Source organism: Rhizobium vallis (assembly GCF_003985155.1).
GTDB classification, from domain to species: Bacteria; Pseudomonadota; Alphaproteobacteria; order Rhizobiales; family Rhizobiaceae; genus Rhizobium; species Rhizobium vallis.
The window spans coordinates 71,723-97,695 of record NZ_ML133695.1 but is presented as its reverse complement, the minus strand read 5'-3'; the positions used below and the strand labels follow the sequence as shown (position 1 = coordinate 97,695).

The 25,973-nt window shown below is 60.5% G+C and carries 25 protein-coding genes and 3 pseudogenes; 10 read left to right on the top strand and 18 right to left on the bottom strand.

Annotated elements, in window-relative coordinates:
- The first annotated feature begins 70 nt into the window (after nt 1–70).
- Complete coding sequence (locus EFQ99_RS24985; RefSeq protein ID WP_126923893.1) at nt 71–553, top strand: Lrp/AsnC family transcriptional regulator; 483 nt, start codon at nt 71–73, stop codon at nt 551–553.
- A gap of 42 nt (nt 554–595) precedes the next feature.
- On the opposite strand, the gene aptA is transcribed toward EFQ99_RS24985, so the two are convergent.
- Nucleotides 596–1,930: an omega-aminotransferase AptA gene (gene aptA / locus EFQ99_RS24980; RefSeq protein ID WP_126923892.1), complete on the bottom strand. Its 1,335-nt coding sequence runs from the start codon at nt 1,928–1,930 to the stop codon at nt 596–598.
- Nucleotides 1,931–2,069: 139 nt separating this feature from the next.
- On the opposite strand from aptA, the gene EFQ99_RS24975 reads away from it, so the two are divergent.
- On the top strand, nt 2,070–2,618 hold the full coding sequence (locus tag EFQ99_RS24975; protein WP_126923891.1) for a cupin domain-containing protein: 549 nt from the start codon (nt 2,070–2,072) through the stop codon (nt 2,616–2,618).
- Here EFQ99_RS24975 and EFQ99_RS24970 read toward each other — a convergent pair.
- A complete protein-coding gene (locus EFQ99_RS24970) occupies nt 2,615–3,397 on the bottom strand; it encodes a pyrroline-5-carboxylate reductase (protein WP_126923890.1) in 783 nt (260 codons plus the stop codon). The genes EFQ99_RS24975 and EFQ99_RS24970 overlap by 4 nt on opposite strands.
- A gap of 127 nt (nt 3,398–3,524) precedes the next feature.
- On the opposite strand from EFQ99_RS24970, the pseudogene EFQ99_RS24965 reads away from it, so the two are divergent.
- Nucleotides 3,525–3,767: pseudogene (locus EFQ99_RS24965) on the top strand (transposase); the annotation flags it as partial.
- Between the two features lie 89 nt (nt 3,768–3,856).
- A pseudogene (locus EFQ99_RS24960) lies at nt 3,857–4,015 on the top strand (IS66 family transposase); the annotation flags it as partial.
- A gap of 145 nt (nt 4,016–4,160) precedes the next feature.
- Here the strand turns inward: EFQ99_RS24960 and EFQ99_RS24955 are convergent.
- Nucleotides 4,161–4,550 (bottom strand): limonene-1,2-epoxide hydrolase family protein, encoded by a 390-nt coding sequence (locus tag EFQ99_RS24955; RefSeq protein WP_126923889.1) that lies wholly within the window; start codon nt 4,548–4,550, stop codon nt 4,161–4,163.
- A gap of 142 nt (nt 4,551–4,692) precedes the next feature.
- The gene (locus EFQ99_RS24950; RefSeq protein ID WP_245441579.1) at nt 4,693–5,373 is read right to left on the bottom strand and encodes an SDR family oxidoreductase; all 681 of its coding nucleotides are present in this window, start codon (nt 5,371–5,373) and stop codon (nt 4,693–4,695) included.
- 105 nt (nt 5,374–5,478) lie between these two features.
- On the opposite strand from EFQ99_RS24950, the gene EFQ99_RS24945 reads away from it, so the two are divergent.
- Both EFQ99_RS24945 and EFQ99_RS24940 read left to right on the top strand, forming a co-directional pair.
- Complete coding sequence (locus EFQ99_RS24945; protein ID WP_126924060.1) at nt 5,479–6,420, top strand: LysR family transcriptional regulator; 942 nt, start codon at nt 5,479–5,481, stop codon at nt 6,418–6,420.
- Between the two features lie 217 nt (nt 6,421–6,637).
- Nucleotides 6,638–7,522, top strand: coding sequence for a hypothetical protein (locus EFQ99_RS24940; RefSeq protein WP_126923888.1), 885 nt, complete (start codon nt 6,638–6,640; stop codon nt 7,520–7,522).
- Between the two features lie 18 nt (nt 7,523–7,540).
- On the opposite strand, the gene EFQ99_RS24935 is transcribed toward EFQ99_RS24940, so the two are convergent.
- The 7 genes and pseudogenes from EFQ99_RS24935 to EFQ99_RS24905 form a co-directional block, all read right to left on the bottom strand.
- Nucleotides 7,541–8,086 carry a hypothetical protein gene (locus EFQ99_RS24935; RefSeq protein ID WP_164736437.1) on the bottom strand — a complete coding sequence of 182 codons (546 nt, stop codon included), beginning with the start codon at nt 8,084–8,086 and terminating at the stop codon, nt 7,541–7,543.
- A gap of 124 nt (nt 8,087–8,210) precedes the next feature.
- Nucleotides 8,211–8,795 (bottom strand): TadE/TadG family type IV pilus assembly protein, encoded by a 585-nt coding sequence (locus EFQ99_RS24930; protein ID WP_126923887.1) that lies wholly within the window; start codon nt 8,793–8,795, stop codon nt 8,211–8,213.
- A 1-nt stretch (nt 8,796) separates the two neighbouring features.
- The gene (locus EFQ99_RS24925; protein WP_126923886.1) at nt 8,797–9,327 is read right to left on the bottom strand and encodes a TadE/TadG family type IV pilus assembly protein; all 531 of its coding nucleotides are present in this window, start codon (nt 9,325–9,327) and stop codon (nt 8,797–8,799) included.
- Nucleotides 9,324–10,658, bottom strand: coding sequence for a TadE/TadG family type IV pilus assembly protein (locus EFQ99_RS24920; RefSeq protein WP_126923885.1), 1,335 nt, complete (start codon nt 10,656–10,658; stop codon nt 9,324–9,326). The genes EFQ99_RS24925 and EFQ99_RS24920 overlap by 4 nt, the downstream gene beginning before the upstream one ends.
- Nucleotides 10,659–10,916: 258 nt before the next feature.
- A pseudogene (locus EFQ99_RS24915) lies at nt 10,917–11,296 on the bottom strand (carboxymuconolactone decarboxylase family protein).
- Nucleotides 11,297–11,469: 173 nt separating this feature from the next.
- The gene (locus EFQ99_RS24910; protein ID WP_245441578.1) at nt 11,470–12,030 is read right to left on the bottom strand and encodes a dienelactone hydrolase family protein; all 561 of its coding nucleotides are present in this window, start codon (nt 12,028–12,030) and stop codon (nt 11,470–11,472) included.
- 23 nt (nt 12,031–12,053) lie between these two features.
- Nucleotides 12,054–12,695, bottom strand: a complete 642-nt coding sequence (locus tag EFQ99_RS24905) for a TetR/AcrR family transcriptional regulator (RefSeq protein WP_126923884.1) — start codon at nt 12,693–12,695, stop codon at nt 12,054–12,056.
- 91 nt (nt 12,696–12,786) lie between these two features.
- Between EFQ99_RS24905 and EFQ99_RS24900 the strand changes: the two genes are divergently transcribed.
- Complete coding sequence (locus EFQ99_RS24900; protein WP_126923883.1) at nt 12,787–13,689, top strand: NADP-dependent oxidoreductase; 903 nt, start codon at nt 12,787–12,789, stop codon at nt 13,687–13,689.
- A gap of 92 nt (nt 13,690–13,781) precedes the next feature.
- Here the strand turns inward: EFQ99_RS24900 and EFQ99_RS24895 are convergent, their stop codons facing one another.
- The 3 genes from EFQ99_RS24895 to EFQ99_RS36310 all read right to left on the bottom strand — a co-directional run bounded on the left by EFQ99_RS24895 (nt 13,782) and on the right by EFQ99_RS36310 (nt 18,159).
- The gene (locus tag EFQ99_RS24895) at nt 13,782–15,035 is read right to left on the bottom strand and encodes an ABC transporter substrate-binding protein (RefSeq protein WP_126923882.1); all 1,254 of its coding nucleotides are present in this window, start codon (nt 15,033–15,035) and stop codon (nt 13,782–13,784) included.
- 53 nt (nt 15,036–15,088) lie between these two features.
- Entirely contained in the window at nt 15,089–17,071 is a 1,983-nt protein-coding gene (locus EFQ99_RS24890) for a putative bifunctional diguanylate cyclase/phosphodiesterase (protein ID WP_425376289.1), read from the bottom strand.
- A 605-nt stretch (nt 17,072–17,676) separates the two neighbouring features.
- Nucleotides 17,677–18,159, bottom strand: a complete 483-nt coding sequence (locus EFQ99_RS36310; protein WP_164736436.1) for a hypothetical protein — start codon at nt 18,157–18,159, stop codon at nt 17,677–17,679.
- Between the two features lie 242 nt (nt 18,160–18,401).
- Here EFQ99_RS36310 and EFQ99_RS24880 point away from each other — a divergent pair, with 242 nt between their 5' ends.
- On the top strand, nt 18,402–18,596 hold the full coding sequence (locus EFQ99_RS24880; RefSeq protein ID WP_245441577.1) for a hypothetical protein: 195 nt from the start codon (nt 18,402–18,404) through the stop codon (nt 18,594–18,596).
- Nucleotides 18,597–18,689: 93 nt separating this feature from the next.
- On the opposite strand, the gene EFQ99_RS24875 is transcribed toward EFQ99_RS24880, so the two are convergent.
- The 4 genes from EFQ99_RS24875 to EFQ99_RS35135 all read right to left on the bottom strand — a co-directional run bounded on the left by EFQ99_RS24875 (nt 18,690) and on the right by EFQ99_RS35135 (nt 21,333).
- Nucleotides 18,690–19,400, bottom strand: a complete 711-nt coding sequence (locus tag EFQ99_RS24875; protein ID WP_126923880.1) for an RNA polymerase sigma factor — start codon at nt 19,398–19,400, stop codon at nt 18,690–18,692.
- A 42-nt stretch (nt 19,401–19,442) separates the two neighbouring features.
- Nucleotides 19,443–19,760, bottom strand: coding sequence for a cupredoxin domain-containing protein (locus tag EFQ99_RS24870; protein ID WP_126924056.1), 318 nt, complete (start codon nt 19,758–19,760; stop codon nt 19,443–19,445).
- A 7-nt stretch (nt 19,761–19,767) separates the two neighbouring features.
- Entirely contained in the window at nt 19,768–20,289 is a 522-nt protein-coding gene (locus EFQ99_RS24865) for a DUF4142 domain-containing protein (RefSeq protein WP_126923879.1), read from the bottom strand.
- Nucleotides 20,290–20,745: 456 nt separating this feature from the next.
- Nucleotides 20,746–21,333: a hypothetical protein gene (locus EFQ99_RS35135; protein ID WP_164736435.1), complete on the bottom strand. Its 588-nt coding sequence runs from the start codon at nt 21,331–21,333 to the stop codon at nt 20,746–20,748.
- 473 nt (nt 21,334–21,806) lie between these two features.
- Here EFQ99_RS35135 and EFQ99_RS24855 point away from each other — a divergent pair, with 473 nt between their 5' ends.
- Both EFQ99_RS24855 and EFQ99_RS24850 read left to right on the top strand, forming a co-directional pair.
- Nucleotides 21,807–23,999, top strand: coding sequence for a bifunctional diguanylate cyclase/phosphodiesterase (locus EFQ99_RS24855; RefSeq protein WP_126923877.1), 2,193 nt, complete (start codon nt 21,807–21,809; stop codon nt 23,997–23,999).
- 61 nt (nt 24,000–24,060) lie between these two features.
- Nucleotides 24,061–25,944: a diguanylate cyclase gene (locus EFQ99_RS24850; protein ID WP_126924055.1), complete on the top strand. Its 1,884-nt coding sequence runs from the start codon at nt 24,061–24,063 to the stop codon at nt 25,942–25,944.
- Nucleotides 25,945–25,973 lie beyond the last annotated feature (29 nt).

The window sequence follows — 25,973 nt, the reverse complement described above, 5'->3', positions numbered from 1 at the left end:
TGCAGCGTGAGCGAAAAAGGCGCTGATATTCCGGGGATTATTTGCAATTTTGTTTCATTGGAGCATGGATTTGAGCAAGCGCGTTCAGCCGGCGCATCTCGACGTCTTCGACCGGAAGATCCTCGCCATTCTGCAGCGGGACAATATGACGCCGCAGCGGACGATCGGCGATGCGGTGAACCTTTCCGCGCCCGCCGTGCAGCGCCGGATCAAGCGCATGCGGGAAGAGGGCGTGATCCGGGCGGATGTCTCGGTCGTTGAGCCGGAGGCTCTGGGACAGTCGATCACGATCTTCGTCGAGGTGGAGGTCATCAGCGAAACTGCCGAGCAGATCGAGCGCGCCAAGAGCGAATTCGCAGCCGCCCCTGAGATCCAGCAATGCTATTACGTGACGGGCGAAGCGGATTTCATTCTTGTCATCGTCGTGCCGTTGATGGCCGACTACGAAGCCCTGACGCGGCGGCTCTTCTTCGGCAACAACAATGTCAAGCGCTTCCGGACCTTCGTCGCGATGGATCGGGTCAAGGTCGGGCTTGGTGTGCCAGTCGGATAGCGCGACGCGGCGGCTGATTCGCCGCCGTATCGGTCATACAGTCTACGCCGCGCGCTTCAGCGCGTCGCCGATGATCGAGACGATCGTGTCGATCTGACCCTTCTCGACGATGAGCGGCGGCGACAGCGCGATAATGTCGCCGGTGACGCGGATGAGCAGGCCCTTGTTGAAGCAATCGACGAAGACGTCGTAGGCGCGGGTGCCCGGCGCTGCGGCTCTCGGCGCCAGTTCCACCGCGCCGACCAGACCAAGGTTGCGGATATCGACGACATGCGGCAAGCCCTTCAGCGAATGCAGAGCCTCCTGCCAATAGTCGGCCAAATCGGCTGCGCGGGTCAGCAGGCCTTCTTCCTCGTAGATTTCCATGGTCGCAAGACCGGCGGCGCAGGCGACGGGATGGCCGGAATAGGTGTAGCCGTGGAAGAGCTCGATCGCATTGTCAGGCCCGACCATCAGGCCGTCGTGGACCTTGCGGCTGGCAAAGACCGCGCCCATCGGGATCGCGCCGTTGGTGAGGCCCTTTGCTGTGGTGACGAGATCGGGCACGACGCCGAAATAATCCACCGCAAAAGGCGTGCCGAGGCGGCCGAAGCCGGTGATGACTTCGTCGAAGATCAAGAGGATGCCGTGCTTGTCGGCGGTCGCGCGCAGCTTCTCCAGATACCCCTTCGGCGGCAGGATCACGCCCGCCGATCCTGACATCGGCTCGACGATGACGGCGGCAATGGTTTCGGCGCCGTGTAGCTGCACCAGCCGCTCGAGATCATCGGCGAGTTCCACGCCGTGGGCGGGAAGGCCCTTGGAGAAGGCATTGCGCTCGACGTCAAGCGTATGGCGCATATGGTCGGCCGGTATCTGCGGGAAGACGCGCCGGTTGTTGACGAGACCGCCGACGGAAATGCCGCCGAAACCGACGCCGTGATATCCCTTCTCGCGCCCGATGATCCGCGTGCGGGTGCCTTGGCCGATGGCGCGCTGATAGGCGATGGCAATCTTTAGCGCGGTGTCGACCGATTCCGAGCCCGAGCCGGTGAAGAAAACCCTGTCGAGCTTGGCCTCAGCGCCGCCCGGCGCGTTTGCCGCCAGTTTTGCAGCGAAATCGAAGGCGATCGGATGGCCCATCTGGAAGGTCGGGGCATAGTCGAGCGTCGCAAGCTGCCGCTCGACGGCCTGGGCGATCTTCTTGCGGCCATGGCCCGCATTGCAGCACCAGAGGCCGGCCGTGCCGTCCAGAACCTGATTTCCGTCGACATCGGTGTAATACATGCCCTGGGCGCCGGCGAGGAGCCGGGGTGCTGCCTTGAACTGCCGGTTCGCGGTGAACGGCATCCAGAAATTCTCGAGTACGGGTGCGTTCGTCTTGCTGATCTGGTCCATTCCGGCCTCCTTAGGGATGGCGTCGAGGATGGCGATTTCCCGGCCGCGAACAAGTCCTTTTCTTTGTCTATGCAAGTCATTGAAATTCAATGTGCGGCGGGATAGATTTTCGATATTCTGAACAACGGAAACGAACCCAATGTCAGTCGATATCGGCAGCCGCCTTCGCCATCTCCGCATTGCCCACAAGCTTTCCCAGCGCGAACTCGCCAAGCGCACGGGTGTGCCCAATTCGACGATCTCGTTGATCGAATCGAACGCTTCCAATCCCTCGGTCGGGGCTTTGAAGCGGATTCTCGATGGCATCCCCATCGGGCTTGCGGAATTCTTCGCCTTCGAGCCCGACCGACCGAAAAAGGCCTTCTATGCGGCTGAGGAACTGGTGGAGATCGGCAAGGGCGCCATCTCCTACAGGCAGGTTGGCGAGAACCTGTTTGGCCGCAGCCTGCAAATCCTCAAGGAATGCTACCAGCCGGGCGCCGACACCGGAAAGGTTCCTCTCGTCCACGAAGGCGAGGAGGGCGGGATCGTGCTTTCGGGCAGGCTCGAGGTCACGGTTGATGACGAGCGGCGCATCCTCGGACCGGGCGATGCCTATTATTTCGAAAGCAGGCGCCCGCACCGCTTCCGTTGCATCGGACCGGTGCCCTGCGAAGTCATCAGCGCCTGCACGCCGCCGACGTTTTAATTCCTGCCCTCGATGCGGGCGAGGACGCCGTCGAGGGCCGAGGTCAGCGCGGCAATGCCGCCCTTCTTTTCGAAATCTGAAAGAACCTGCTCGTTCAACCCGCCCTTGGTCGCGAATTCGTGGCTCAATGCGCTGAACGGTTCGGTGCCGGGCTTGGCGGCCTTCTGCGCCAGGCTTGCGAAGAGCGGGGCGATGTAGGCGTGGCCCTTCGCCCTTTCAAGGCCGCTTTTTTCCAGCCAGCCGGCAACCGTCTCCATGATCCCGAAATAGGTCGACATCATCGAACTCGCGGCCGCGAGCAGGTCGTATTCCTTCCTCGACTCGCACTGGATGGCCGTTCCGAGCGTGTCGAACAAAGCCGCAACCGCGTCATCAGGCGGATAGACGGCGGTCGCGCCCCGCCGCTTCGCGACGAAGGGCAGGGGGATCGCTTGGACGAGATGCACGTCGGCGCCAATCCAGTCGAGGAGGGCCTGGCGCTCCGTTGCCGCCACGACGCTGACGACTCTGTGGCCATTCTTGAACGAAAGGGCGCGAACGATCTCCTCGGCGACTTGCGGCCGTATCGCTAGGAACACCATGTCGCTGTGATCGACGACATCCTGATTGTCCTCGGCAATCCTGACAGTGGCGAATTCGCCCGCCAGCGTTTCCGCAATGTGAGCGCTTCGAGGAGAGACGTGAATCTCGGAGGCATAGGCCGGTTCAGCGAGAAGTCCGCGAACCATCGCCTCGGTGATGACGCCGGTTCCGACGAATCCGATGCTTTTGACGTTCACCTGTTTACTCCGCAATTCAGAGCGCTGGTCCCGGCGCGGGTGCATTGGGCCAGAAAAGCAGCATGTCGGCAATGTAATTCTCGGGCTGACGATCACTTTACCGAAGGTTTCATGCCAGGCGTAACCGATGTTCCACTCCCACGTTGTCCTTCCTGTCGTGATCTGTGATCGCCTTTCCATGGATGAACAAAAGGGAGTTTCTTTCATGGAGACTACTGTGGAAGTTCTCACAACCAGGAGGTCTGGACGTGAGGTCCACCGTCATTGGCCTGATGAGATCAAGGCGCAGATTGTTTCGGAAAGCTTGAGGCCCGGCGCGATGGTGAATGATGTCGCCGAGCGCTATGGATTGCGGGCTAACCGCCTTTCAACTTGGCGCACGATGGCGCGGCAAGGCAAGCTCGTCCTGCCCGCGCCCGAGGACGCGGTGGAGTTCGCAGCGGTCATCGTCGATCCGCCCGTCTCGGAACCGCCGACAAATCGCCGCTGGGCGAAGCGCTCACCTACATCGCCAAATGTTGGGATGGCTTTTGTAGCTTCCTGGCCGACGGCCGCATCGAGTTCGGCAACAACACTGTCGAGCGAACCATCAGACCCGCGCTGAACCGGAAGAATGCTCCCCGGAACGCTGTGTCGCGCAAAGGGGAACAGCTGTCCGGAAGGTGAGAAGTTTTTTACCGCTCTTCTGTTTCCAGGGCATTGGTGCTTTACTGGTTCGACGACCGCTTTTGGCCGCCCTAAGCAGCCAGTATATTCCATTGAGTTATTTCCCGATTAGAGCCAACTGCCGATCGAAATCAGAGGGATCGAAATAGTCGCGCCAAACGGTGATCGCTCCCTCCACGACCGTAAGCGTCCCCATGACCGGAAGTATGATTTTTCCACCACCCTCATGCAGGAACACATCAAGCCGTTCGTTAAGGACGACATTTCCGGCTGCCGCGATCTGTGTCACCGTCCAATCAACCGTGAACGTCGTCCCAATTCCAAAATCCCGGTGAAACTTTCGGACGTTCTCGCGCCCGACGATATTCGGGAACGGTACGTTGTCATACAGCACTCCTTCGGAAAGCATGGCGATCGCCTCGTCGATGTGGCCGGTATTCCAGTGGCCGAAAAAGGTAAGGGCTGTCTTGGTTGGGTCAGTCGACATTCAGTGAATTCCTTCTTGAAGGGTTCGAAAACCCGAGCGACAAATTTCAGAGAGTTCTGGCTCGCAATGCTGAAAAGCCTTCAGACCAGCCGCGATCCACCATCGAGGTTGAGCGTCGCGCCGTTCATCCAGCCATTCGCCATCAAGAACACGACTGCCGCCCCGGCTTCCTCAGCGCTCCCGAGACGATGTAATGGCAATGTTGCCCTGAGACACCCTCGACAAAGGCGTCGCGACCGTCGCCAAGTGCCTTGCCGAGCAGTGGAGTATCGATCGGACCCGGCGAAAGAGTGTTCACTCGGCGCGGCGCGAGTTCCAACGCAAGGCCGCGTGCCAATGCTTCCATCGCTGCCGAAGCGGCAGCGAGAACGGCGGTCCCATAGGCATTCGGCCGGTCGACCAGTGCTCCGGAGATGAATGTCACCGAACCGTCGGCGGCGAGGCGGTCTCCAAGTGCCCGAAGAGTGTATATCGCCGCCCAGACGCGCTCTTCGAACGCGCGGCGGAGATGGTCGACGTCGGCTTCCAGCACCTTTCCGACAACGAAGCTTCCGGCCAGCAAGACGAGGTGATCGACATGTTCGATATCAGCGAGCGCGGATTCGATGGCCGCGCGCTTGGTCACATCGGCCGCCCTCCAGCCACTGAGGCCATGTTGTTCTGCGGCTTCTTTTGCCCGTTCGGCGTCAAATCCGACCACGATGACTTTTGCGCCGAAGGACTTGGCTTGAATGGCTGCGGCGAGGCCGATCCCCGAGGTGCCGCCGACGATGAGTATGATCTTGCCTGAAAGGGTATCCGAGATGTTTGATTGAGTGCCCACCACTCTGGCTCCGTTTTGGAGGCGCTCGATTGCGCCGACGGCCAGAAAGTAATTCCAATTCCCTCGATTGATAATTGGTCCGGTATTCGCTCTACTCATGCCATCATGGCACAAATCGGTATTGAACGTCTCACGGGCCTGATTGCATTCGCGCGGGCCGCATCCCTTGGAAGCTACACGGCGGCAGCCCGCGCGCTCGCGGTGTCACCGTCGGCCGTCAGCAAGAGCGTCCAGCGGCTCGAGCAGCAGCTCGGCATTGTCCTATTCCTCCGTACCACGCGCTCTCTGACGCTTACGCCGGAGGGCCGCGATCTGCACGATCGCGCGTTGCGTCTCTTGCGGGAAGCCGAGGATATCGAGCAGGCCGCAATGGCTGCCCGCGCCGACCCGTCCGGCATTCTCCGGATATCCGCACCACTTCCGGTCGGCGTGCATATACTCGGCCCGGCGCTTCCTCGCTTGCGCGCACTCCATCCGAAACTCGCAATCGATCTGCGCCTGGGAGATCAGTTCGTGGACATAATCGAAGAGGGTATAGACGTCGCCATTCGGGTTGGAGCACTGGCCGACTCCCGTTTGAAGTCCCGACGGCTTGCGCCGCATCGCCTTTGCGCCTTTGCTTCGCCCGAGTATCTGAGACGACGAGGTACGCCTCGACATCCTGACGAACTAGCGGGGCATGACTGCGTCAATTTTCGCTTCCAAAGCTCGGGCCAGACACTTCGCTGGCCCTTTGCATCAGGAAAACGAGTCTTCGAGGCCACGCCAGAGATTGGGATCACGGTGGACACAAGCGATGGTGTCGCCGCTGTCCTCGTCGCCGGCGGCGGCGTCGGCATCTCTCCAACCTACATCGCCGCGCCATATGTGAAACGCGGCGAACTCGTGCCGATCCTCGCCGCCTTCGCCGTCGACCGCTCCAGCATGATTGCGCTCTGGCCAGAGAGCCGCCGCGCCAATCCGAATGTCAAAGCATTCCTGACATTTCTCGATGAGGTTTTCCCGGCGCGCCCACCTTGGGACGAAGTGGTGTTTGCCGGACAGTAGTGTTGCAGCGTCTCGGCGCTATCAGGTCGACAATGTGCGGTGACCGATCTTGGCGCATTCTTGCCATCAATATCACAGCGGTAGTTTTCGGAACGGCCTATCGCGCCCGGTCAATGTGCGAGGAAAACACCGGTTACTGCCTGGCGAGACCTGGGCCTGAAGAAAGCGCGCGACGCCATCGCCTTGGCGATGAACCCGCTTTCGTTTCGGAATTCATATGTTTACAAGCCTGAGCTGTGAACATTCGACCGAACGGAAGGCTTCTCGCGCGCTCCTCGGCTCCATCTGGGCCATGATCGGCTGGAAGCCGTCTCTGGCGAAGCAGGCCACCCCGGAACCCGGCGAAGAAACGGTGGTGCAGGAGGAGGCATCGTCGGTGAAGCCCCGGCATGTCCTCTGCTTCCTCGGCAAGGACCGTGATCTCACCCGCTTGTCCGAGGCGGCATCGAAGGCGATCGACGACTTTGCCGCGGGGTTCAGCGTCGATGAGGATTACTCCCAGGCCGAGCCGGATGACCGGATGAGCCGGTCGTTCGATGTCTGCTGGGACCGTGTCGAACCGGACGCGTGGAGCGCAGCGGACGAAAAGGCCGTCGCCGATCATCAATCCGTTCTCTATGTCCTCGGGCCGAGCATGGCGCAGGCCGATACGGTCAAGGCTGCAATGATGGCGCTGCGCCTCATCGAGCGGATGATCGACGCGGGAGCGGTCGCGGTAAAGGGGGAAAGCGCCGGGATCGAGCATGGGCTCGATCGATGGAGAGAGCTGATCCGGCAGGGAGCCGAAGCGCAGAAGGCCGGCGATTTGCTCGCTGAGCAGCGTATCGGTCGTCTGGCTTTCGCCAAGCGGCCGCTTTCGGCGCGCGGATATCTGGAAAGCGTCGGCTTCCATCTCGTCGGGCTGCCGGAGGTCTATGTTCCGGAAACATCAGGCAGCGAAAGAGAGGTCGTCGCCATCATCGATGCGGTTGCCGATGAGATCGCCGGGCGCGGTCTGGAGCGGACGCTGAAAGCGCGGGGCGCAAGCCTCTCCTTCGATTCCACCTATAACGTGGACGAGTTCAAGTTCAATCCCTACGGGATCGTCAAGCTTGCCGAGTGACCTGCGCAATCGCCGAGCTCAGTCGGTCTGCTGTTCCAATGTCTTGGCAAGCTCTTCATAGTGGCGAGCCGATCCCGCATTCTTCTCGGCGGCATATTTGGCGCCAACCAGCCGCGCCGCTTCCGCCGTGATGCGAAAGGCATCTATCCTGTCCTGCGGGTCGGACTCGGCTTGTCCGCCGATGTCGCCGTCGCTGAAGCTGCCGGCCTTATATCCTTCGCCGAGATCGACGACGCCGATCTCGGGAACACCGTCCTTCATCCGGCCGAAGAAGGCTGCGCCGGCCATGTCGCCGTCCCGCCGGCGCAGCATTCCTTCCCCTGACGCCTTTCCATCGACGCAGGCGCCGATCCAGAAAGTGGGTCCGCTGGTCAGGGAGGACGGCGCCACGAATTTGCAGTGGCTGCCCGGATCCTGTGACCATTGAAGACCGGCCGCCGCGGCAATGCCATGCGAGCACAGTGTCGCCGTCAGGGCGATCGGCACGATGACAGGCAACCGCCGCATGCCGTCGAAAACTCTTCCCGCCGTCACTTCATGCCCTTCGTGTTCACGATCATTCATTGCGATTCCCTCGGAAAGCCGATCCGCCGATTGGCCGAAGCAATGCACCATTGCCGGCCCAGCGACAACGGCTTGAATGTCATTGGGCCGGGTTGATCGATCCGATCGCGCCGGAGCCTGTGGCTCAGTTGTACTTGATCGTGTTGCTGACCCGGGGACGGTTGAAGAAATGGTGGTCGAAGCCGTAGCCGTTCTGTCCGGTGAAGCTTGAAAAGAACGCCGAGACCGGTGTCGTCAATCTGTATTGCACCCGTGTCAGCACGACCTGCACGCCGGGGTCCTGGATTTTTGCCGGTATGTCGATCGTGCTCGCCGTGCCGGCAGCGAGCGCTGCGGTGTTGAATGAAGCAGACCAGTTGACGGTTGCCTTACCGCTGCTGTCGACATCCTCGACCGCGACCGTGATCGTCAACTGGCTGGTGTCATAGGGCTGCAGGATGAAGGAGGCGCCGGAAAGCAGCTTGGCGACGTCGGACTTTGTCCAGGTGCCCTGCTGTGCGATCATGTCGCCGGTGCTGGAGGTGATCTCGTCTATCTTCCGGCTGACGGTCAGGGCATGGCCGAGATCGACGGTGCCGAACAGCAGCATCACCAGGATCGGCAGCACGAGCGCGAATTCCACGCCGGAGGCGGCCGACCGGTCGCGTACGAGACGGCGGATGCGGGATCGGGCCAGGCGGAAGAAGGACGGGCTGCGGTTCTCGGTCATGTCAGAACGGCTCGTTGCGAAACAGCGCGGAAGATCCGAGGAGATAACGGCCGTCGGACAGCTTGGCGCTCGACAGGCTGAAGAAATTGGCGACGGTTTTCCACGGCAGGAACGCCTGGACGAGGACATAGTCGCTGCCCTTGCCGATATCGAAGGTCTCGGTGACGACGAGATTGCCGCTCTTGTCGATGGGATTGGCGCTGGTGGCGGAGGACAGATCGGAAAGCACGTTCACTTTGACCAGAAGATTGCCGGAGCAGCCGAACGAGAAAAGCATGTCGTTGCAGATTCTCGTTTTGAAATCGGCCAAGGTGATCTTCGACGAGGCAACCTCGCCGGTGCGGACCATCCGGGAGATCTTGTGAACCGAAGCGTCCAGCGCCGAGTTGATGAAGAACATCAGCGACACTTCGATGATGGCGAATATCATCATGAAGAGCGGCAGGGCGAGGATCGCAAATTCGATCGCAGCCGCTCCCTTGCGATCGGCAAGCAGGCGGCGCGGCCGTACAAACAATCTCCCCGATATCATTGGGTCAGCCGGACGGAAGAGAGATATTGGTTGAAGAGCGCCGACAGTCCCGACGTGATCTCGGTCGAGGACGCCGCTGAAATGAATAGGCTCTTCGAAGATGCGCAGCCGGCCAGCGCATAGGGAATGTAGTCCCGCCGCGTGATGCTTGTGGATACACCGCTGTCCATGGTGCCGCCCCAGGTGCTCTTCCAGTTGGCGCTCGCCATGGTCGCGCCGACGGTTGCGTTATAACCCCAGTCCGTGGTGATCGGCAGATATTCGGTGTAAAGCACCGCCATCGTGTTGGATTGATTTTTCAAGGGCGCGCACCAGGCCGGGTTGAGGGGCGCCACTTTGGGCCAATAGTTCGAGCCGTTGGTCACCCATTCGCGTTGGGATTGGACACCGTCCGTCAGCAGCAGGACCAGCTTGAGCGGTGAGGCGGCGGAGGTTCCGTCTCCTCCGGCGCCGACTTTCTTCTTGAGTGTCGCTAGCGAAACGTCGAAATAGGTCGCAGCCGTCGAGGTCGCGCTGGTCAGGCCGTAACTCTGGTCCGCCAGGCGGTTTCGCGCCGTATCCGTGCTCAGCGTCGGGCTCAGAGCTTCGGTGAGAGTGTCTCCCAGACTGTATAAGCCGACCTTGATCCGTTCATGGCTTTTGTCGGATTGGTCGACCATGTCGAGCACGTCTCGGACGGCGTCGCCGGCAACGTCGGCGCGCAGCTTTATCTTCTTGTCAGTGCTGTAGTCATAGTTGTTGGCATATGTCTTCTTACCGATGGTGTGTGAATCGCCGGTGTGGCAGGCGAACTGGCATTTGATGCCGGAATACATCGCCGCCTGGCCTGCAGTCGTCGCCGCCAGAAGCATCGAGGGCGATGTGTCGATGACGATATAGACATTGAGATAGGCTGTGGCCGGCCCCTTGACGGCGCTCGACACGCTGACATCGACGGTATCGATATTGGCGATCTTCATGAAGGTCGTCGGAACGGTGCCGCTCGCCGTCGCCGTTATGTTGTGGTTTGATGTATCGATGTTGATTGCGCCAAGCGTGTAGTTGCTTTCCACCTGCGCATGGAACCAGTCGGCAACCTTCCGCTTGAGAGCTTCGGTGTCTGCGGTGTTGTTGATCTGTTTGACGGCGGCGATCAGCGCCGCGTCAAGGTCGCTCTGCATCCTTTGCCGGGCATTGTAGCTGCGGATGTAGTCGAAGCTCGCGCCGACCGCGACGAGCATCGGCACCAGACAGAAGGCAACGACCATCGCGACGTTGCCGTTTCGGTTTCCTCCGAAATTGCGGAGGGCTCGAAAGACCCGAGCGAGCGAATATGAAAGAGCCGATTTCAAAAAAACACCGTTGGCAGCACATGAAAAATAGCAAAAGCAGGATGTATCCAGAAATCTTAAGTCCCTGTTAATTCTTCATGTTTCTGCTCAAAGCAGGTCGCTGACGCGCGGTTTTCTGCGCGCATCGGATATGTTTGCGACATATGGATATTCGCGGCCGGCGCTTTGTCTCATCTTGGGAAGTCTTGAAGGCCTGATATACCGCCTTTCCCGGTCTAATGACATGACGCCGCCAATCGGTCGACGGAAGGATGGATATCAGGTCTTGTCGATTTCGGCGAAAACCTCGCGCGCCAGCCGGAAGGCTTCCACGCCCGCCGGGATGCCGGCATAGATCGCGAGCTGCATCAGCGTGTCCTTGATTTCCTCGCGGCTGCAGCCGTTCGTTAGGGCGCCCTTCAGATGCAGCTTGAACTCGCGGCTTCGGTTCAACGCGCCGAGCATGACGAGGTCAGAAGACTTTTGTCGCGGCGGGTGAGGGCCGATCGTCCCCAGCCCGAGCCCCAGCAATATTCGGTGACGAGGTTCTGGAAATCCCGGTTGAAATCATCGGCTGCGTCAAGCGACCTCTCCACATATTCGGCGCCCAGAACTTCCTTGCGGATCGCCAGCCCGCGTTCGAACATTTCTTGCGACATGACAGGTCTCCTTGATTGACGACGGAGTTGTTGGGAACACGTATAGCCGGGATTTCCGCGGCGATGGTACGCCCGTCCTCGTTGAAGAACTTGAAGTCGCCACCTGGCAGGATCTTTGCCCTTGCGCTAAGCGCGCATCGATCCGAAGTGCGACAGAGCAGCATGGGCTGCCGCTATGCGCAGGAGGCGCGGCCTTCGACAAAGACGGCAATATCAGTCAACAAAGATGATTTAGGCGTAAGAGCGTCGATGCGATAAAAGTCGTGCTGCCTGCCGGTGTAGGTTTTACAACATCCCGGGACAATATCGTTCCAGCTTTCTGTTGGCCGATATGGATCGAATTCTGCCCAGGCAACCATGGTGGGTATATGTAGGGGAGAGGTTTCGAAGCGCAGCCTGGTCGATGATACGCAGATCAGGGCCTGGAGATCCAACCCGGCTTTGACCGCTTGCCAGAGAGCACTTCCGCCGGCGCTAAAACCGATTCCAACGCTTGGACGTCCATCAATTTCGCGAAGTGCCCGAACTGCACGCAATATGCCGTCTTCATTGAAAAGATGATCGTGAAGCTCGTCTCCGCGCAGACCAGGACGCCCGCTCAAGTCGGCCAGTTGCAACGCGCAATGCTCAAAGCGTCCAACATCCAGCAGTTCGACAGATGTGTCAGGAAAGCCACGGATGTCGCCGACGATCAGCAATCGCTGCGCCCTTGAATCGTTCATGAAGAGATTCATTTTTGCCTGCGCCCCGTTCATGTTCAGCGGGCCGGCTGCCCAAGCGCGGCGATCAATGCGTCGGCGGCAATTTCGGCTCTTTCCTCTTGCTCCTGCGGCGAAGGGCCGGGCATTCCCATCAGCACGCCGAGCATATGGGTGCCGAGCAGCCGGTCGATGAAACGAACGGCAAGTTCGTGCCGGCGCTCTGCGCTGACGCCGCCCGATTCCCGCTTGAGGCCGAGCATGAATTCGACCATGCCTTCAAGATTGCCCACAAGGCTCTTATGCGCCATCTCCGCCAGGCCGGGAAACCGGCTGGCTCCTGCTATTACGGTGCGCATGAGAGCGATCGTGTCGGGATCCGTCAGGCGGTTTTGCGTCATCGCCGCCGCCCAGAGCAGGACGTCTCTCAGGGGCTTTTCCAGAAGCGCTTCCATCTGCGCCCGTTCGGCCTCGTCATCCGGATCGCAGGCATTGGAGATCACGGCCAGAAACAGATCGTCTTTGCTCTCCGCATGCCGGTAGAGGGTCATGATTGAGACATTCGCCCCCTTGGCGATGCTTTCCATGCTCGTTCCCTCATAGCCGGTATCGAGGAACGATGCTTTGGCGGCCGCTAGGATATCGGCCCGCTTGCTCGCCATCAGCTTTGCTTTCGGATGATCGGATGACCACGACTTCATGCGCTTGACTCCATGTGATAATCAATCATATCGTATAAACGATAATGAATGTTATCGTATCTCCAACCAGAATATACAAAGGTGCCGATCCATGAAAGCTGCCCGTCTCAATTCCTACGGCGATGTCGACCAGTTTTTGATCGATGACGTCGCGAGGCCCGAGCCCGAAGCCGGCCAGGTCCTTATCAAGATCGAAGCGTCCGCGGTCAATCACTTCGATCTCATGATCCGCCAGGGCTACGTTGCCCAATATATTCCCCTGGAACTTCCCGCGGTGCTCGGCGGTGACGCAGCCGGCACCATCGTCGAACTCGGCTCCGGCGTGATTGGATTTGCGATTGATGATCGGGTCATCGCCGACTTCGCCCCGAATGGCCGCGGGTCACATGCGGAATACGGCGTCGTTCCGGTTTCGGCGATTGCCAAACTGCCGGCCAATCTCAGCTTCGAACAGGGCGCCGCCCTGCCCAAGGCCGGTCTCACCGGGCGGCAATCGGTCGATGCTCTTGGCGTCAAGGCGGGCAACCGCGTGCTGGTTTCCGGCGGTCTCGGCGGCGTCGGCCGCGCCGCGATCCAGTATCTGCAGGAGATCGGGGCGAAGCCGGTGGCTGGCGTCCGTTCCGACCGGGTGGACGAGGCGCGCCGGCTTGCCGGTGAGGCGATCGACATCGGCGCTCCGCCGACCGACGCCACGTTCGACTATGCGATCAGCGCCGCAGCTCCCGTCGCGGCCAATCTCATCGCACATGTCAGGGATGGCGGCCAGGTCGCCAGCATTGTTCCAGTGCCCGAGGGCGCCAATACGGGCAATCGCGTGACCATCCACGAACTCTATCACCGCGCCGATGCCTCAACGCTTGCAGCCGTGGCCGATGCCGCGTCCCGCGGTATTTTGATCGTGCCGGTCGCCAAGACTTTCCGGCTCGATGAGATCGGCGCGGCGCAAGAGGCTGTCGCCGCCGGCATACCGGGAAAGGTCGTGCTGAAACACTGAGCCCGCCATGGAACGGAGCAGTAGATTGCGGAGGCAGCTCCGCAATCGCCTGCCCCTCTCTCCCGACCGGAAACGGCCTATCGCGGGCAGCTCTATTCGGCCTGCGTCAGGAGGTCATGCAGGCGCTGCTGCGCGTCTTTGGGGGTGATGGTCCGATCGTTGAAAAAATCGCCGACAACGCCGATCCAGCCTTCCGACACCTGGCTCGGCATGGCCTGGGATTGGGCGCTGACTTCGCCGTTCCTGGCCTTGATCATCTCCAATCCGAGCTTGCCGCAGCGATCGAGCCCCGATGGATCGACATCGGTGCGCACGGGCAGCGATCCCTTTATCCGGCTGAACGCAATCTGATTGTCCCGATCGAGCACCATGCGGGCAAAAGCCAGCTGCGCTTCCTGCGTGCCTTCCCGGTTTGTCAGCGGGAAGGCAAAGGCGTCGATCACCATGAAATAGGCGATCGAGGTGCCCGGAGCGAGGCTGCAATCGAAATCCTTGTCGACGCTGTAGCCGCGCGCGGCAAGCTCGCCCTTGGCCCAGTCGCCCATGAACTGCATGCCGGCCTTGCCCTGGCCCACGGCCGCGGTGGCATCGGCCCAGGTCTTGTCCTTTCGCTGGTCGATCGGTTCCACATAGGCGGACAGACGCCGCAGCAGATCCAAGGCTTCGAGCATGCGCGGGTCTTGCACCAGGGTGGCATCGCCGCCCATGAGGCGGGCATAACCCTCCGGCCCGAACGTCTGATAGATGATGTCGTTGAAGATGAGGGACACCTCCCATCGCGTGCCGCCGAGCGCGATCGGCAGGCGCCCTTTCGCCTTGATCTTTTCAGCCGCGTCGAAGATTTCGTCCCAGGACTGCGGCGTCTTCACGCCCGCTTCGGCGAGCACCGCCGTGCTTGTCCAAAGCCAGTTTTCGGCATGGATATTGGTCGGCGCGAAGTAGATCTTTCCTTTGTAGGAAATCCGGTCGAGAACAGTCGCGGGAATGACGTCCTGCCAATGATCCGCCTTGGCGACTTCGTCTATGTCGAGCACGATGCCCATTTCCGGCAATTCGCGCGAGCCGTAGTTCGCGTTCCACTGCATCACCGCCGGCGGGTATCCGTTCGCGATGCGATCGCTGACCGTGCGCTGGACGGCAACCTTGCTCTCCGCCGGCATGTCGACCCATCGGTTGCCGGCAGCAGCCCAGGCCTTGCGGTAAACGTCGAGCGCCGCCGACTCGCTTTTCGACACCCAGAAATGCACCACGTCCACTGCCAGGTCCTCTTCCGCAAAGGCCTGTGCCGCGGGAGCCGCGGCCGCCAAAGCTACGGCAAGCCATGCCCGTATGATCGCCCGTTTCATTCTTCCCCCTCTTTCATCGATAAATCCTGCCGCATCGTTCCGCCCCCGCGCTTTCAGCCCGCAATTTTCGCGATAGCCGTGATATTCCGCGCAGCCCGCCGGCTCGCCAATCCCTCGACCGCCACGCCAGCCGGTTCCGGTTTGGCATAGAGATAACCTTGGCCGATCTCGCAGCCGGCGTTCAGAAGGAAGTCGCGTTGGCTTTCCTCCTCGATGCCTTCCGCGACGCATCGTTTGCCGAGGTTGCGGGCAAGATCGATGATTGCCCGGATGATCTGTTCCGAGCGAATATCCTTGCCGATCTCGGCAACGAAGCTGCGGTCGATCTTGAGTTCGTCGAAGGGGAAGTCGCGCAGATGCACGAGAGAGGCGAAGCCGGTGCCGAAATCGTCGAGCGAGACTGATACTCCCTCTTTGCGGAAGCGGGAGATGGTCTCGGCGATCTGTTCGGCGCCGCGATTGAGAAAGACGTCTTCGGTCACTTCGATGGCAAAATCGCGCCAGTCGAGCCGGTTCGCCTTGACCGCCGCCGCGATCAGGTCGTAGCCGTCGTCGCTGACCAGCAGGGCTTCGGGCAGATTGATGGCGACCGAGCCCGCGCGCAGTCCCGCCGCCTTCCATGTACTCAGATCGCGCGCGACGATATCGACGATACAGCGCGTCATGCTTTGGATGAGATGGCCTTCCATGAGCGGCAGGAAGCGGCCGGGCGGCAGAATGCCGAGCTGGGGATGGCGCCAGCGCACCAGCGCTTCGAAGCCGAGATGCTCGCCGGCCTGCAGATTGACCTTCTGCTGGTAGTGGACGACGAACTCGTCGCGGTCGGCGGCGAAGGCGAGGGCGGCTGCGAGCCGGTTCTGTTCCAGGCGCTGGGCGAATGACGATTCATCGAAAATGACGGCTGTGTTGCGCTTGGTCTTGGCCGCATAAAGCGCCAGATCGGCGATGCGCATGAGGGTCGCCTCGTCGGACGCATAGCCGGGCACGATCGCGCCGCCGACACTGGCCGAAACCGGGAGCAGCCGGCCCTCGAAACAGCATTCCGCCGCAATGGCGGCGACAGCGCGTGCGGCAATTTCGTCCAACGCCGCCGCATCGGTAACTCCGGGCAGAAGTGCGGCAAATTCATCGCCGCCAAGCCGGGCGACGAAATCGCCGGCGCGGAACGTCTTCTGCAGCGCTTCGGCGACATGGCTCAGAACCGCATCGCCGGCCGGATGGCCGAAGTTGTCGTTGGTTGCCTTGAAGTGATCGAGATCGACCAGCAAAATGGAAAAGCCCGTGCCCGCCCGCTCGAGGGAGCCGAACAGCTCGTTCAGCGCCTCGTTGAAGGAGGACCGGTTGCCGAGGCCCGTCAGCGTGTCGGTATGGGCGAGATGCGTCAGTTTGATCTCGAAATCGAGCGTCCTGCGGTGTTCCGTGCGCAGCTTGATCAGGAGCGGAATGAAGAGGATCAGGGTCGCCAGAATGAGCGTAGCCGCCGTGAGGCTGAGGAGCACGGCGCTGATGAGGCGGGCATGGTCTATGCTCAAATCGCTTCGGTCATGGGCGCTCTCGATCACGGCGCTGAACTGACGCATGAGCATGCTGTCGGATGAGACAGCGAAGTCGATCGGTCCCCAGAAACTGTAGCGCTCCCGCCGTTCCTGCAGTTTCGTGGAGACAACACGTTCTGCCCTTTGGAGGAAATCCTCCAGGCGTCCGGCAAGCTCGATGCGCATTCTTTCGGAGGCTGCGTCACGGCCGTTCAGCCGTTCGAGAAGGTTCGCCGCCACCTGGCTGTTGAGATCGTCCAGTTGCACGCTCATGGCGCGGATGTCGTCGATCGCCTTTTGAATGTCCTCGACCATCGGCCGGATAATGTATTCCGGCATATTCGGATCGGCCGACGCGCGCATGACCGCCCGCGTCTGGTTGGCAAGCTGCTGGAAGCGAATGAACTGGCGCCCGATGATATAGCTGATGTTCTGCTGCAGGGAGTGGCGGTCGAGCGCCACCTTGACCGTCAAGAAGGTCGCCCCGATCAGAACTGTCATGACGACGACGGCGATGACGTAATGCCGCCCGATGGAGCGAATGTATCTCGCCACGGATGAATGGGACTCTCCTGACGGCGTCACCGTATTTTTCAAATCCGAACCCTTCACCGTTCGCGCTCCATCGAAATAGACATGAAGCCGGCTAAGCAGATTTCGGTGTGCGGCCCATTCGGCTCATCCTCGAAATGCATTCAAATCCTCTGCTGCTTCCAGCCCACAGCCTGGAGCCGAACGCCTTTGCCCCGAACAGTTGCGTCACGATGATGAGGGATCGGCCGTCATGGCCCAGGTCCGCGCGTCGAGCACTGGCGCGCCGGATATGAAACGCAATTGAGCCATGCGGCACGCTCGTTCGGCCCGCGGGCCGTCAGCGCTCCGGCTCTTGTGCGTCAGTCGGTCCAGACGGTGCGAGTGCCCCGGCTTATCAATGCCGGCTTGATCGTGCCGCCTGCCTTGCGGCGCCAGAAATTATTGTCATGCACATATGAATTATTGAGCATTTCCACCCCTGAATGCACGCCATCCCAATTGATGACGCGGATTTCCGGCTCGTCCCGAACCCGCCTTCATGGCGGAAAGTGCAGGCAGCCTTCTTCTCAGTGCTAAATCTGCGATGGCCAAGTTTCAGAAGCGTAAATGTCTTTGTGAAAAGCGCAATAAAACCAGTCCGTTGCAAAGAACGCGATAGCAAATTCTCGTGATTTGGCCACCGGGACCGGATTTTGGGCTGCCCGGTTTTCGATTGACTGCGTCTGTCCGGCGGATTGCATTGTCTGAATATCCGGGCGGCGCTGATGCGGTTCATCCGGCATACGCCCGGAGCCCGGCCCGTTGTTATCCCCGGGGCATCGAAGGCCACGACCTGGGTTTCGTCTCGCACGTCGGCCAGCGTCAGCGGCCGGCGCAATAGGGAAAGAGGATGGTCCGGGGCCGACGACGCCTCCTGAAAGCGAGGGAGCCGGCGTTGCCTTTGCATTTTGCCTTGCACCGCGCGCATCGCCTGCATTCAAGAAATTTACGATCTTCGCATGCATAAAGTCCAGAAAAACGTCATGCTTATCTAAATCTTCGGTTGCTGTATCCAAATGTCGCATCCCTGTCCGTTTGACGCAGCAAAGCCGCGAACGGAGCCGCTGTGCGGGCTGAAATAGGGAGTTTGTTAAGGCGGAGCCGGCGCTACTACCCTATGAACAAATGCAACTCGCTGAAATTATTGGCGAAGATGTTCCGGTTGGTCGCAATGAACGCGCCGTCCCTTTAAACCATCGGACCTGGAGACATGAACGTTTCCATCCTCCTGAAATCACCACGAAAATAACGAATGCAAATGGCTGACATCATCCCGTTTCCGAACCCAGTCTCCCCTCTCTCGATGGACACTCACGACCTGCAGGCCGCAAATGGATCGTCCGGCGATCCGGAGATGGACAAAATGCTCCAGGCACGCGCCCGCATCCGCAAGGTTTTGGATGATCTCGACAGTTTGAACGGTCGGCTCAGCGAGCTGGTCGCGGAAGGATAATATCGGAAACATCGTCGCCGGCGGGAATCTCGCCGGCGCTGACGGCCTGCCTTCCTCGCGTCGAGTAAGCCCGCCGCATGATATTCCAGGATATCACCACGTCTGGCGAAGGGCGTCGATGACGCGATCGGCCATTGAGGCGCAGCGGGCGCCGTCGAAGGGGAAGAGTGCGGAGAATGCGCCGGAGAGCTGTTTTTCGATCGACCGGCGCATCATTTTCCGCGCCCGATGCAGCCGGGTTTTGGCTGTCTCGGGTTTGATGCCGAGATAAGATGCGGCTTCGTCCGTGCTCATGCCCTCGACATCGCGCAGCACGAAGACTGCGCGAAAATCATCCGGAAGTTCGTCGACAGCATGTTCGAGAAGGTGGCGCGCCTGGCTTCGCGATAGCTCGGCTTCCGGGTCGGTCGGTGAAAGCGAGGACGGAAACTGAAGAACCCGGCCGCCCGGCGACGTCGTCAGCATGTCGATTTCCTCAAGGCCTGTCGTGTTGTTTCGAGCCCGCACGCGGCCCAGCGCCTCATTGAGCGTTATCCGGGTCAGCCATGTCGAAAGCTCGGCCTCGCCGCGAAAGGTTGCCAGATTGGTGAAGGCCTTGACATAGGCGGCCTGCACGACGTCTTCCGCTTCCCAATCGCTGCGGATCACGGCGCGGGCTGTGCGAAACAGGCGCTGATTGTGACGCTGGACGATGGCGCGGATGGCCGGCTCGTCGCCCAGCTTCGCAAGCGGCACGAGCTCGGCGTCGGAAAGTGTCGATAGAGGTAACCGGTGTCGCTCGACCGGAACCGGAATGGCTGCCATGGAAAACCTCCTGCTCGCCTCGTCTTTCCGGGAGCCCGGCCTCTAAGGCCGGGCCTCCAGTTTGCCCGTCATGGCGGGATGAAAGCGGCAATAGAAATCGACTGCTCCCGCCTGGCTGATCGTCATCCGTCCCTCCGATTTCGGCGGCAGGTCGATATCGAAGCTTTTGTCGCGGGCCGTTGCCGTATGCCGGAATATATCATCGTTTCGCCAGACGATCACATCGCCTACATGCAGCTCGGCCGGCGGCGCACCGAAATTCATGCCCGCGATGGTGATCTGATATTCCGCCGCCGAGGCGACACCGCTGCCTGTAAGCAGCGCCAACAACAGCGGCAGCAGTTTCGGCAGCAATCCCATTGCCACTCTACTTTATCATCGACGCGAGATGCTCGGCATGCATCTGGTGCTCCTTGAACACGGTCAGGCCCGTTTCCAGCAGCGATCTCAGCTCCTTGTTCTGAGCCGAAGGGATCAGCACCTTGGCCAGCGCATCGTTGACCGACTTGTGATAGGCGACTTCGTTGTCGATATAGGCCTTGTCGTAGGCTGTACCGTCGAGGGCATCAAGCGTCTTCAGTTCCTTGCTCGCCTGGGTCGAGAGCGACTGGCTGATCTTATTGTCCTCCGGCGTCACCTTCAGCTTCTTGACGAGGGCAAGCGCCTGGTCGTTGACGGCCTTATGGTCGCGCTCCATTGTCTTGGCGAATTCGATGACCTCGGCATTCTTGCTCTTCTTCAACGCCTGCTCCGCGGCGGTGACGTCGATCTGCCCGGCGGTATAGGCGATGTGTGCGATCTGGGGATCGGTCGGCTTGGCATCGGCGGCGAACGCGGCCGTGCCGAGCGACGCCGCGAGGAAGGTTGCGCCGAGAATTCGTTTCAACATGATCTGTCTCCTTGTGTCCGTGCACGGATCCTTCCGGCGGCAGCGGTGCTGCGCCGTGTCAGCGAGCATTGGATGCGGATCGGTCGAAAAGGTTCCTGGAAATTTTTAATGGCGGGCCGCCGCCAATCGTACGATGAGCAAAGCTTTCTACCGGCGGCTGTCATTTTAGCGGAGGACAGTTCGCCGAAGCGCTTGTTCAACCATAGCGCCGCCGCCCAATCCTGATCGAAATGCGTAGATGTTATCCGATCTGCGCGCAAAAAATCCGACTTTTGAGGCGACGAAGGACTTTCTTAAGTGCTGCGGCCTTGGATGGGGCTGCCCTGTCGCCGGGGCGATGCCGGCTTGCTCATTCGTGGCGGTGGCATGATTTGTCAGTAAGCCGGATGGGAATACCACATGGTCCATAGCATTTGTGCGCTTGTGATCTGCCGCGGGTGTTGCGGCAGCCGCCTTTCACACTGAGGCTGCGCGCGCATGGTCGAGACAGCGAACGGCTCGGTAGCCGATTTCAGAGATCAGAAAGCCAGATTCTGCGCTGAGCTTGCGGCATTGGTCGCTGCCGTCATGAGCGGGGACCTGACGCGGCGAATGGATGCCGATTACGCCGATCCGGATTTTTGCCGTTCGGCGGCCATGCTCAACGAACTGATCGTATCGATCGACGATAATCTGTCCGATTTCAATCGGGCGGTGGCGGCTCTTGCGCTCGGAGATCTCCAGGGAAGCATGCGGGAGAAGCACCGTGGCGCGTTCGGGCAGTTGCAGAGGAATTTCAATCTGGCCGTGGCAACATTCCGCACGGTGCTGGGGGAGCAGGGTTCCGACCAGTTCACGGACAAGGCTACGAAATTTCGCCGGATGCTGACGACTTTCAGGGCGACCGAGGTCGATTTCCCACCTCGGATCTCCGACGAGGATTCGCGCCCCATCCCTTCGCCGGCCCATGATCTTTGGCTGAAGCTTGCCGATGCGCTGGATGGTCTCCAGAGCGATTCCAGCAAAAGCGCTTAAAGCAAAGAGATAGAACAAAGGCAGCGCCACGACCGAAATAGCCGTCGCGCGTCGGCGATGCTCTTCGCCCCTAGAGCGGATAATGTTGGGCGGAATCCTCCATCGCAATCCAGCGCAAGCCGGTAAATTCGGCGATCGCCGCCTTGCCGCCGGAGCGGCCGTGCCCGCTGCCCGTCGCACGTCTCGGCAAGGCCTTCACCGGTCAGCGGTCGGCGATATCAGGCACTGAAGGAAAAGCCCCGGTTGCGCCTCGATCGCCAATGCAGCCGTCACTCTTGCTGGCAGCGGCAATCTGTAAGCGGTGAAGAGATGTCCAAATGCGCAAAACTATCCGAACGGCGCATAATTGCGTTATGAGCGCGCCTGTTTCGGGCTCGATGACGCGGTTGTTAAGTTTGGTTTATGCCATCCGATGTTAGCGGCTTGGACTGCAGCGCGTTGCGGACATGATGTCTTCTGCCGTCCTTGGACATGACCTTTCCATCCCGGTTTGCGTACGTCTCATGTCGTCCACTCTGGCAGGGCGCCTTTGCGCCCATACTTCCTCGATCGCCGCGGCGATCGCCTGCTTTCTGGCCGTGGCATTCCTGCTGACGGGACTTGAGGCGCATGTCGTCATGACGATGACGCGGTCGGCCAATGAGATCGACGATGCGCGCGCCAATCGCGCAGCGCAAGCTGCGCTCGATGCGCTTGCGAGCAGGCTGGAAGCGGCCGTCAAGGACAATGCCGTCTGGGATGACGCCTATGCGGCTGTCGGCTCTTCTGCGGCCCCAGACTGGGCCTATGAGAACTGGGGCAAGACCAGTGCCGATGATCCGCTCTATGACGCCGCGATCGTGACCGGCCCCGGCGGCAATGTCGTCTCGGCCTTTGCGAAAGGCAGGAAGTTCGAGCCGCGCGAATATTTCGGCAAGGCCTTCGACAGGCAGGTCGAAGTCGCCGCCAGCCCGCAATCGGCGCCGCTGACCAATTTCTTCAAGACGAAGACCGGCGTCGCGCTCGCGGTATCCCAGGCGATCCAGCCCTTCGGCGCAGTTGAAGGACTTCCGAAATCCAGTGTCCTGACATTCTCCGAGGAGTTGACGCCCGAGGTTATCGACAAGCTCTCGCAGGAGCATGGGCTGGACGGGCTGCGGCTGCAATCGACGCCGGAGCCCGGACTGCTTAGCACTGCGATCACCGATATGAACGGCGGCGCCATCGCCTACCTCGTCTGGCCGAGCAAGGCGCCGGGAAATGCAGTCTTCGATAAGGTCTATCCCTATATTGCGGCCTCTGTCGGCATTCTCATGCTTTTTCTGATGGTCGCCCTGTTGGCCGGCATGTTCGAGACGCGGCGCCTGCGCCGCCTCGCCGAGGCCGCGCGTTTCGTCGCAAGCCATGACGTTCCGAGCGGGCTGCTCAACAGGCACGGCTTCCTCGACGCCCTCGAACATGTCGAAGTGGCGTCGCTCTACGTGATCGATCTCGACGGCTTCAAGGCCGTCAACGATGCCTGGGGTCATACCGTTGGAGATGAGCTCATTAATATCGTCGCCAACGCCCTCAAGAGGTGCCACCCGGAAATCCTTACCACGGCGAGGCTTGGTGGCGACGAGTTCGCGCTGCTGCGTCCTGGCTCCGCTGCGGGGAGCGAGATGGAGGACGCAATCTTCGGGCTCTTTGCCGATCCGTTCAGGATCGGCGACCGGACGATCGAAGTCAGGGCGAGCATCGGGGTCGCGCTTCGAAGCGACGACATCACTCCCAGTGAGCTGCTGCGCCGAGCACGCATGGCCCTTTGCCGCGCCAAGGAAAATGGCAAGGGCCAGGTCGTCACATATGATCCGGAGTTTGACCGCGAGCGCCAGCGCGTCGTCGAGCTGGAAGGCGGATTGCGAAAGGCGATCAGCAACGGCGTGATCGAACCCGCTTTTCAACCGCTCGTTTCGGCTGCGACGGGCGCCATTATCGGCCTTGAGGCCCTGGCGCGTTGGCGTAGCGCTGCCGGAAACATCAGCCCCGAGGTCTTCGTTCCGCTCGCCGAAAAATCCGGCCTCATCGATGCGCTGGGTGCACATATGCTGCGCAGATCAATCGAGCACGCCAGGAACTGGCCGGGACTTGCCCTGTCGGTCAATGTCTCGCCGGTCCAGCTTTGCAATCCGGATTTTGCGGCGCAGGTGACCGCCATTCTTCAGGAGTCCGGTTTCGATGCTACCTGCCTGACGCTTGAAATAACCGAAGGCGTGCTGATGACGAACCCCGATCAGGCCCGCCGCTCCATCGATCAGCTGAGGCGCACGGGCATCAAGTTTGCGCTCGATGACTTCGGCTGCGGTTATGCCAGCATCGGCGCCTTGCGGCAGTTCGGGTTCGACCGCGTGAAAATCGACCGCTCGCTCGTCTTAGGTCTCGGGGAAAAAGAAAACGGCGTCGACGTTCTGCGCGCGACCATCGCCCTGGCGACGGCCCTCGGGATTCCTGTCACGGCCGAGGGCGTCGAGAACCAGCAGCAGATGGAGATACTGCGCGACTGCGGCTGCGATCAGATTCAAGGCTTCTTGGTCGGCAGACCCATGCTGCCCTACGAGATTTCGCTCAGACTGCTTCAGCAAAACGCGGGTGCGCAATTTTCGACCGGTCGGTTGACGTTTGAGGAAGGATCAACGCCTGCGAGCAAATACAGCCCCGTGGGCCGCCGATTTAACTAAGCTCAAACCAGTGTTGCCCTATGGTCAGTTTGTTACAAATCTTGGAAGGTGGATCCACGTGGTGAATGGCATCTGGACGCAGTTCGGCGGCAACCTTTCCTTCGTGTGTCTGGCAATATCGCTCTGGGCGCATTTCTCGATCCAGTTTCAGCGTCACTCGCTCCTGCAGCAAAAAATCGCCTTCGGAATCATCGCCGGCGGCGCCTCTATCGGCTCCATATTGCTGGCGGTCGAATTCCATCCCGGTATCTATGTCGATCTGCGCTTCTCGCCGCTTGCGCTGGCGGGCATGTTCGGCGGGCCGGTTGCGGCGGCTTTCGCCGTGGCGCTGGCGGTGGCTTTCCGCTTTGCCGTCGGTGGCGCGGCAATGCTCGACGGGATCGTTACGATGGCTGCTGCGGCCGGCATCGGATTGATTGCGCATTTCTGTATTCGCAAGAGATCGCCGAGATTTATGGATGTTGCGCTGCTGACCCTTGCTCTTGCCGGCGTGATTGTCGCATCGATGACGATGCTGCCCACCGTGTCGAATGCCAATGTGCTGGCCGGCTTCGGTTTCCCCATGACGGCATTGAATTGCCTGGCGACGTTGCTATGCGGTTTCGTTCTCCTGAAGATGCAGCAATGGCAGCTGGAACGCAGCATATTGGTGACCGCATTTTCGCAGTCGCCCGACTATCTCTATGTGAAGGATCGAAACAGCCGCTTCATCACCGTCAACGAAAACATGATCCGCCTCTACCGTTTCCGGACGACGGCTGAGATGACCGGATTGTCGGATTTCAATCTCCTGTCGCGACCGCTCGCCGAGGAATTGTATCATCTCGAGCAGCAGGTGATGGAGACGGGCGAGCCGCTGATCGATTGCCCCGAACAGATCGAAGGCAGATCCATGCTCGCCTCCAAGGTGCCGCTGCGGGACAAGCAGGGGCGAGTGATCGGCCTTGCCGGCGTGACGCGCGATGTGACCGAGCGCGCCGCGCTGGAGCGGGAATTGCGCGAAAGCAAGAACCTGCTGTCGCATGCGATGGCCTCCATGTCCGACGGCATCGCCATGTACGACAAAAAGGGCTTCCTCATCTTCTGCAACGAGCAGTATCGCAGCGCGTTTCCGCTCTCCGGCGATGCCCGCGTGGTCGGCGCGCATATCAGCGACATCCTTCGCCGGGTCGCCGAAACGGAGGAACGGGTCGGCATCCCAGAGGATCTCGAGGAATGGATCAAGGCCGCCACCGCCTCATTGCACAGCAACAAGGACGAGGAAATTCAACTTCATAACGGCGACTGGCGCAGCATCCGGACAAGGCTCGCCGAAGACGGCGCGGCAATGGCCGTCGTTTCGGATATCACGGCGACGAAGGAGGCGGAAATCGCACTCAGGCTGTCGGCGGAGCAACTGAGGAATCTTGCCGAGACCGACGGATTGACTGGAATGGCCAACCGCCGGGCCTTCGACGAGGCTTTCGCCCGCGAGACTGCCGGCAGCGCCAGGAAAAACACGCCATTCAGCCTTCTCATGATCGATATCGACCGCTTCAAGGCCTATAACGATACCTATGGCCATCCCGCCGGAGACCAGTGCCTGCGTGTCATCAGCAAGTGCCTGCGCCAGTCCGTCAGCCGGCCCGCAGACATCGTCGCGCGTTACGGCGGCGAGGAATTCGTGGTGCTGCTCCCCGCAACCAGCGCCAAAGGCGCGATGATCGTTGCGGAGCAATTCGCGCGTCGCCTGGCCCAGGAGAATATCCCTCATTCCGGCAGCGAGTTCGGACGGGTGACCGCCAGCATCGGCATATCCTGCGCGACGGGAGCCACCTTGCGGGTCAATCCGAACCGTCTCCTGACCGAGGCCGATGCCGCGCTTTACGACGCCAAGACGCAAGGCCGCAATCGGGTTCTCGCCCATTCGCCGGACGAACGGCACGGCATGAAGGATGTCGGCTAAAGCATGTCGCACAAGAGCGTGCGGCGATT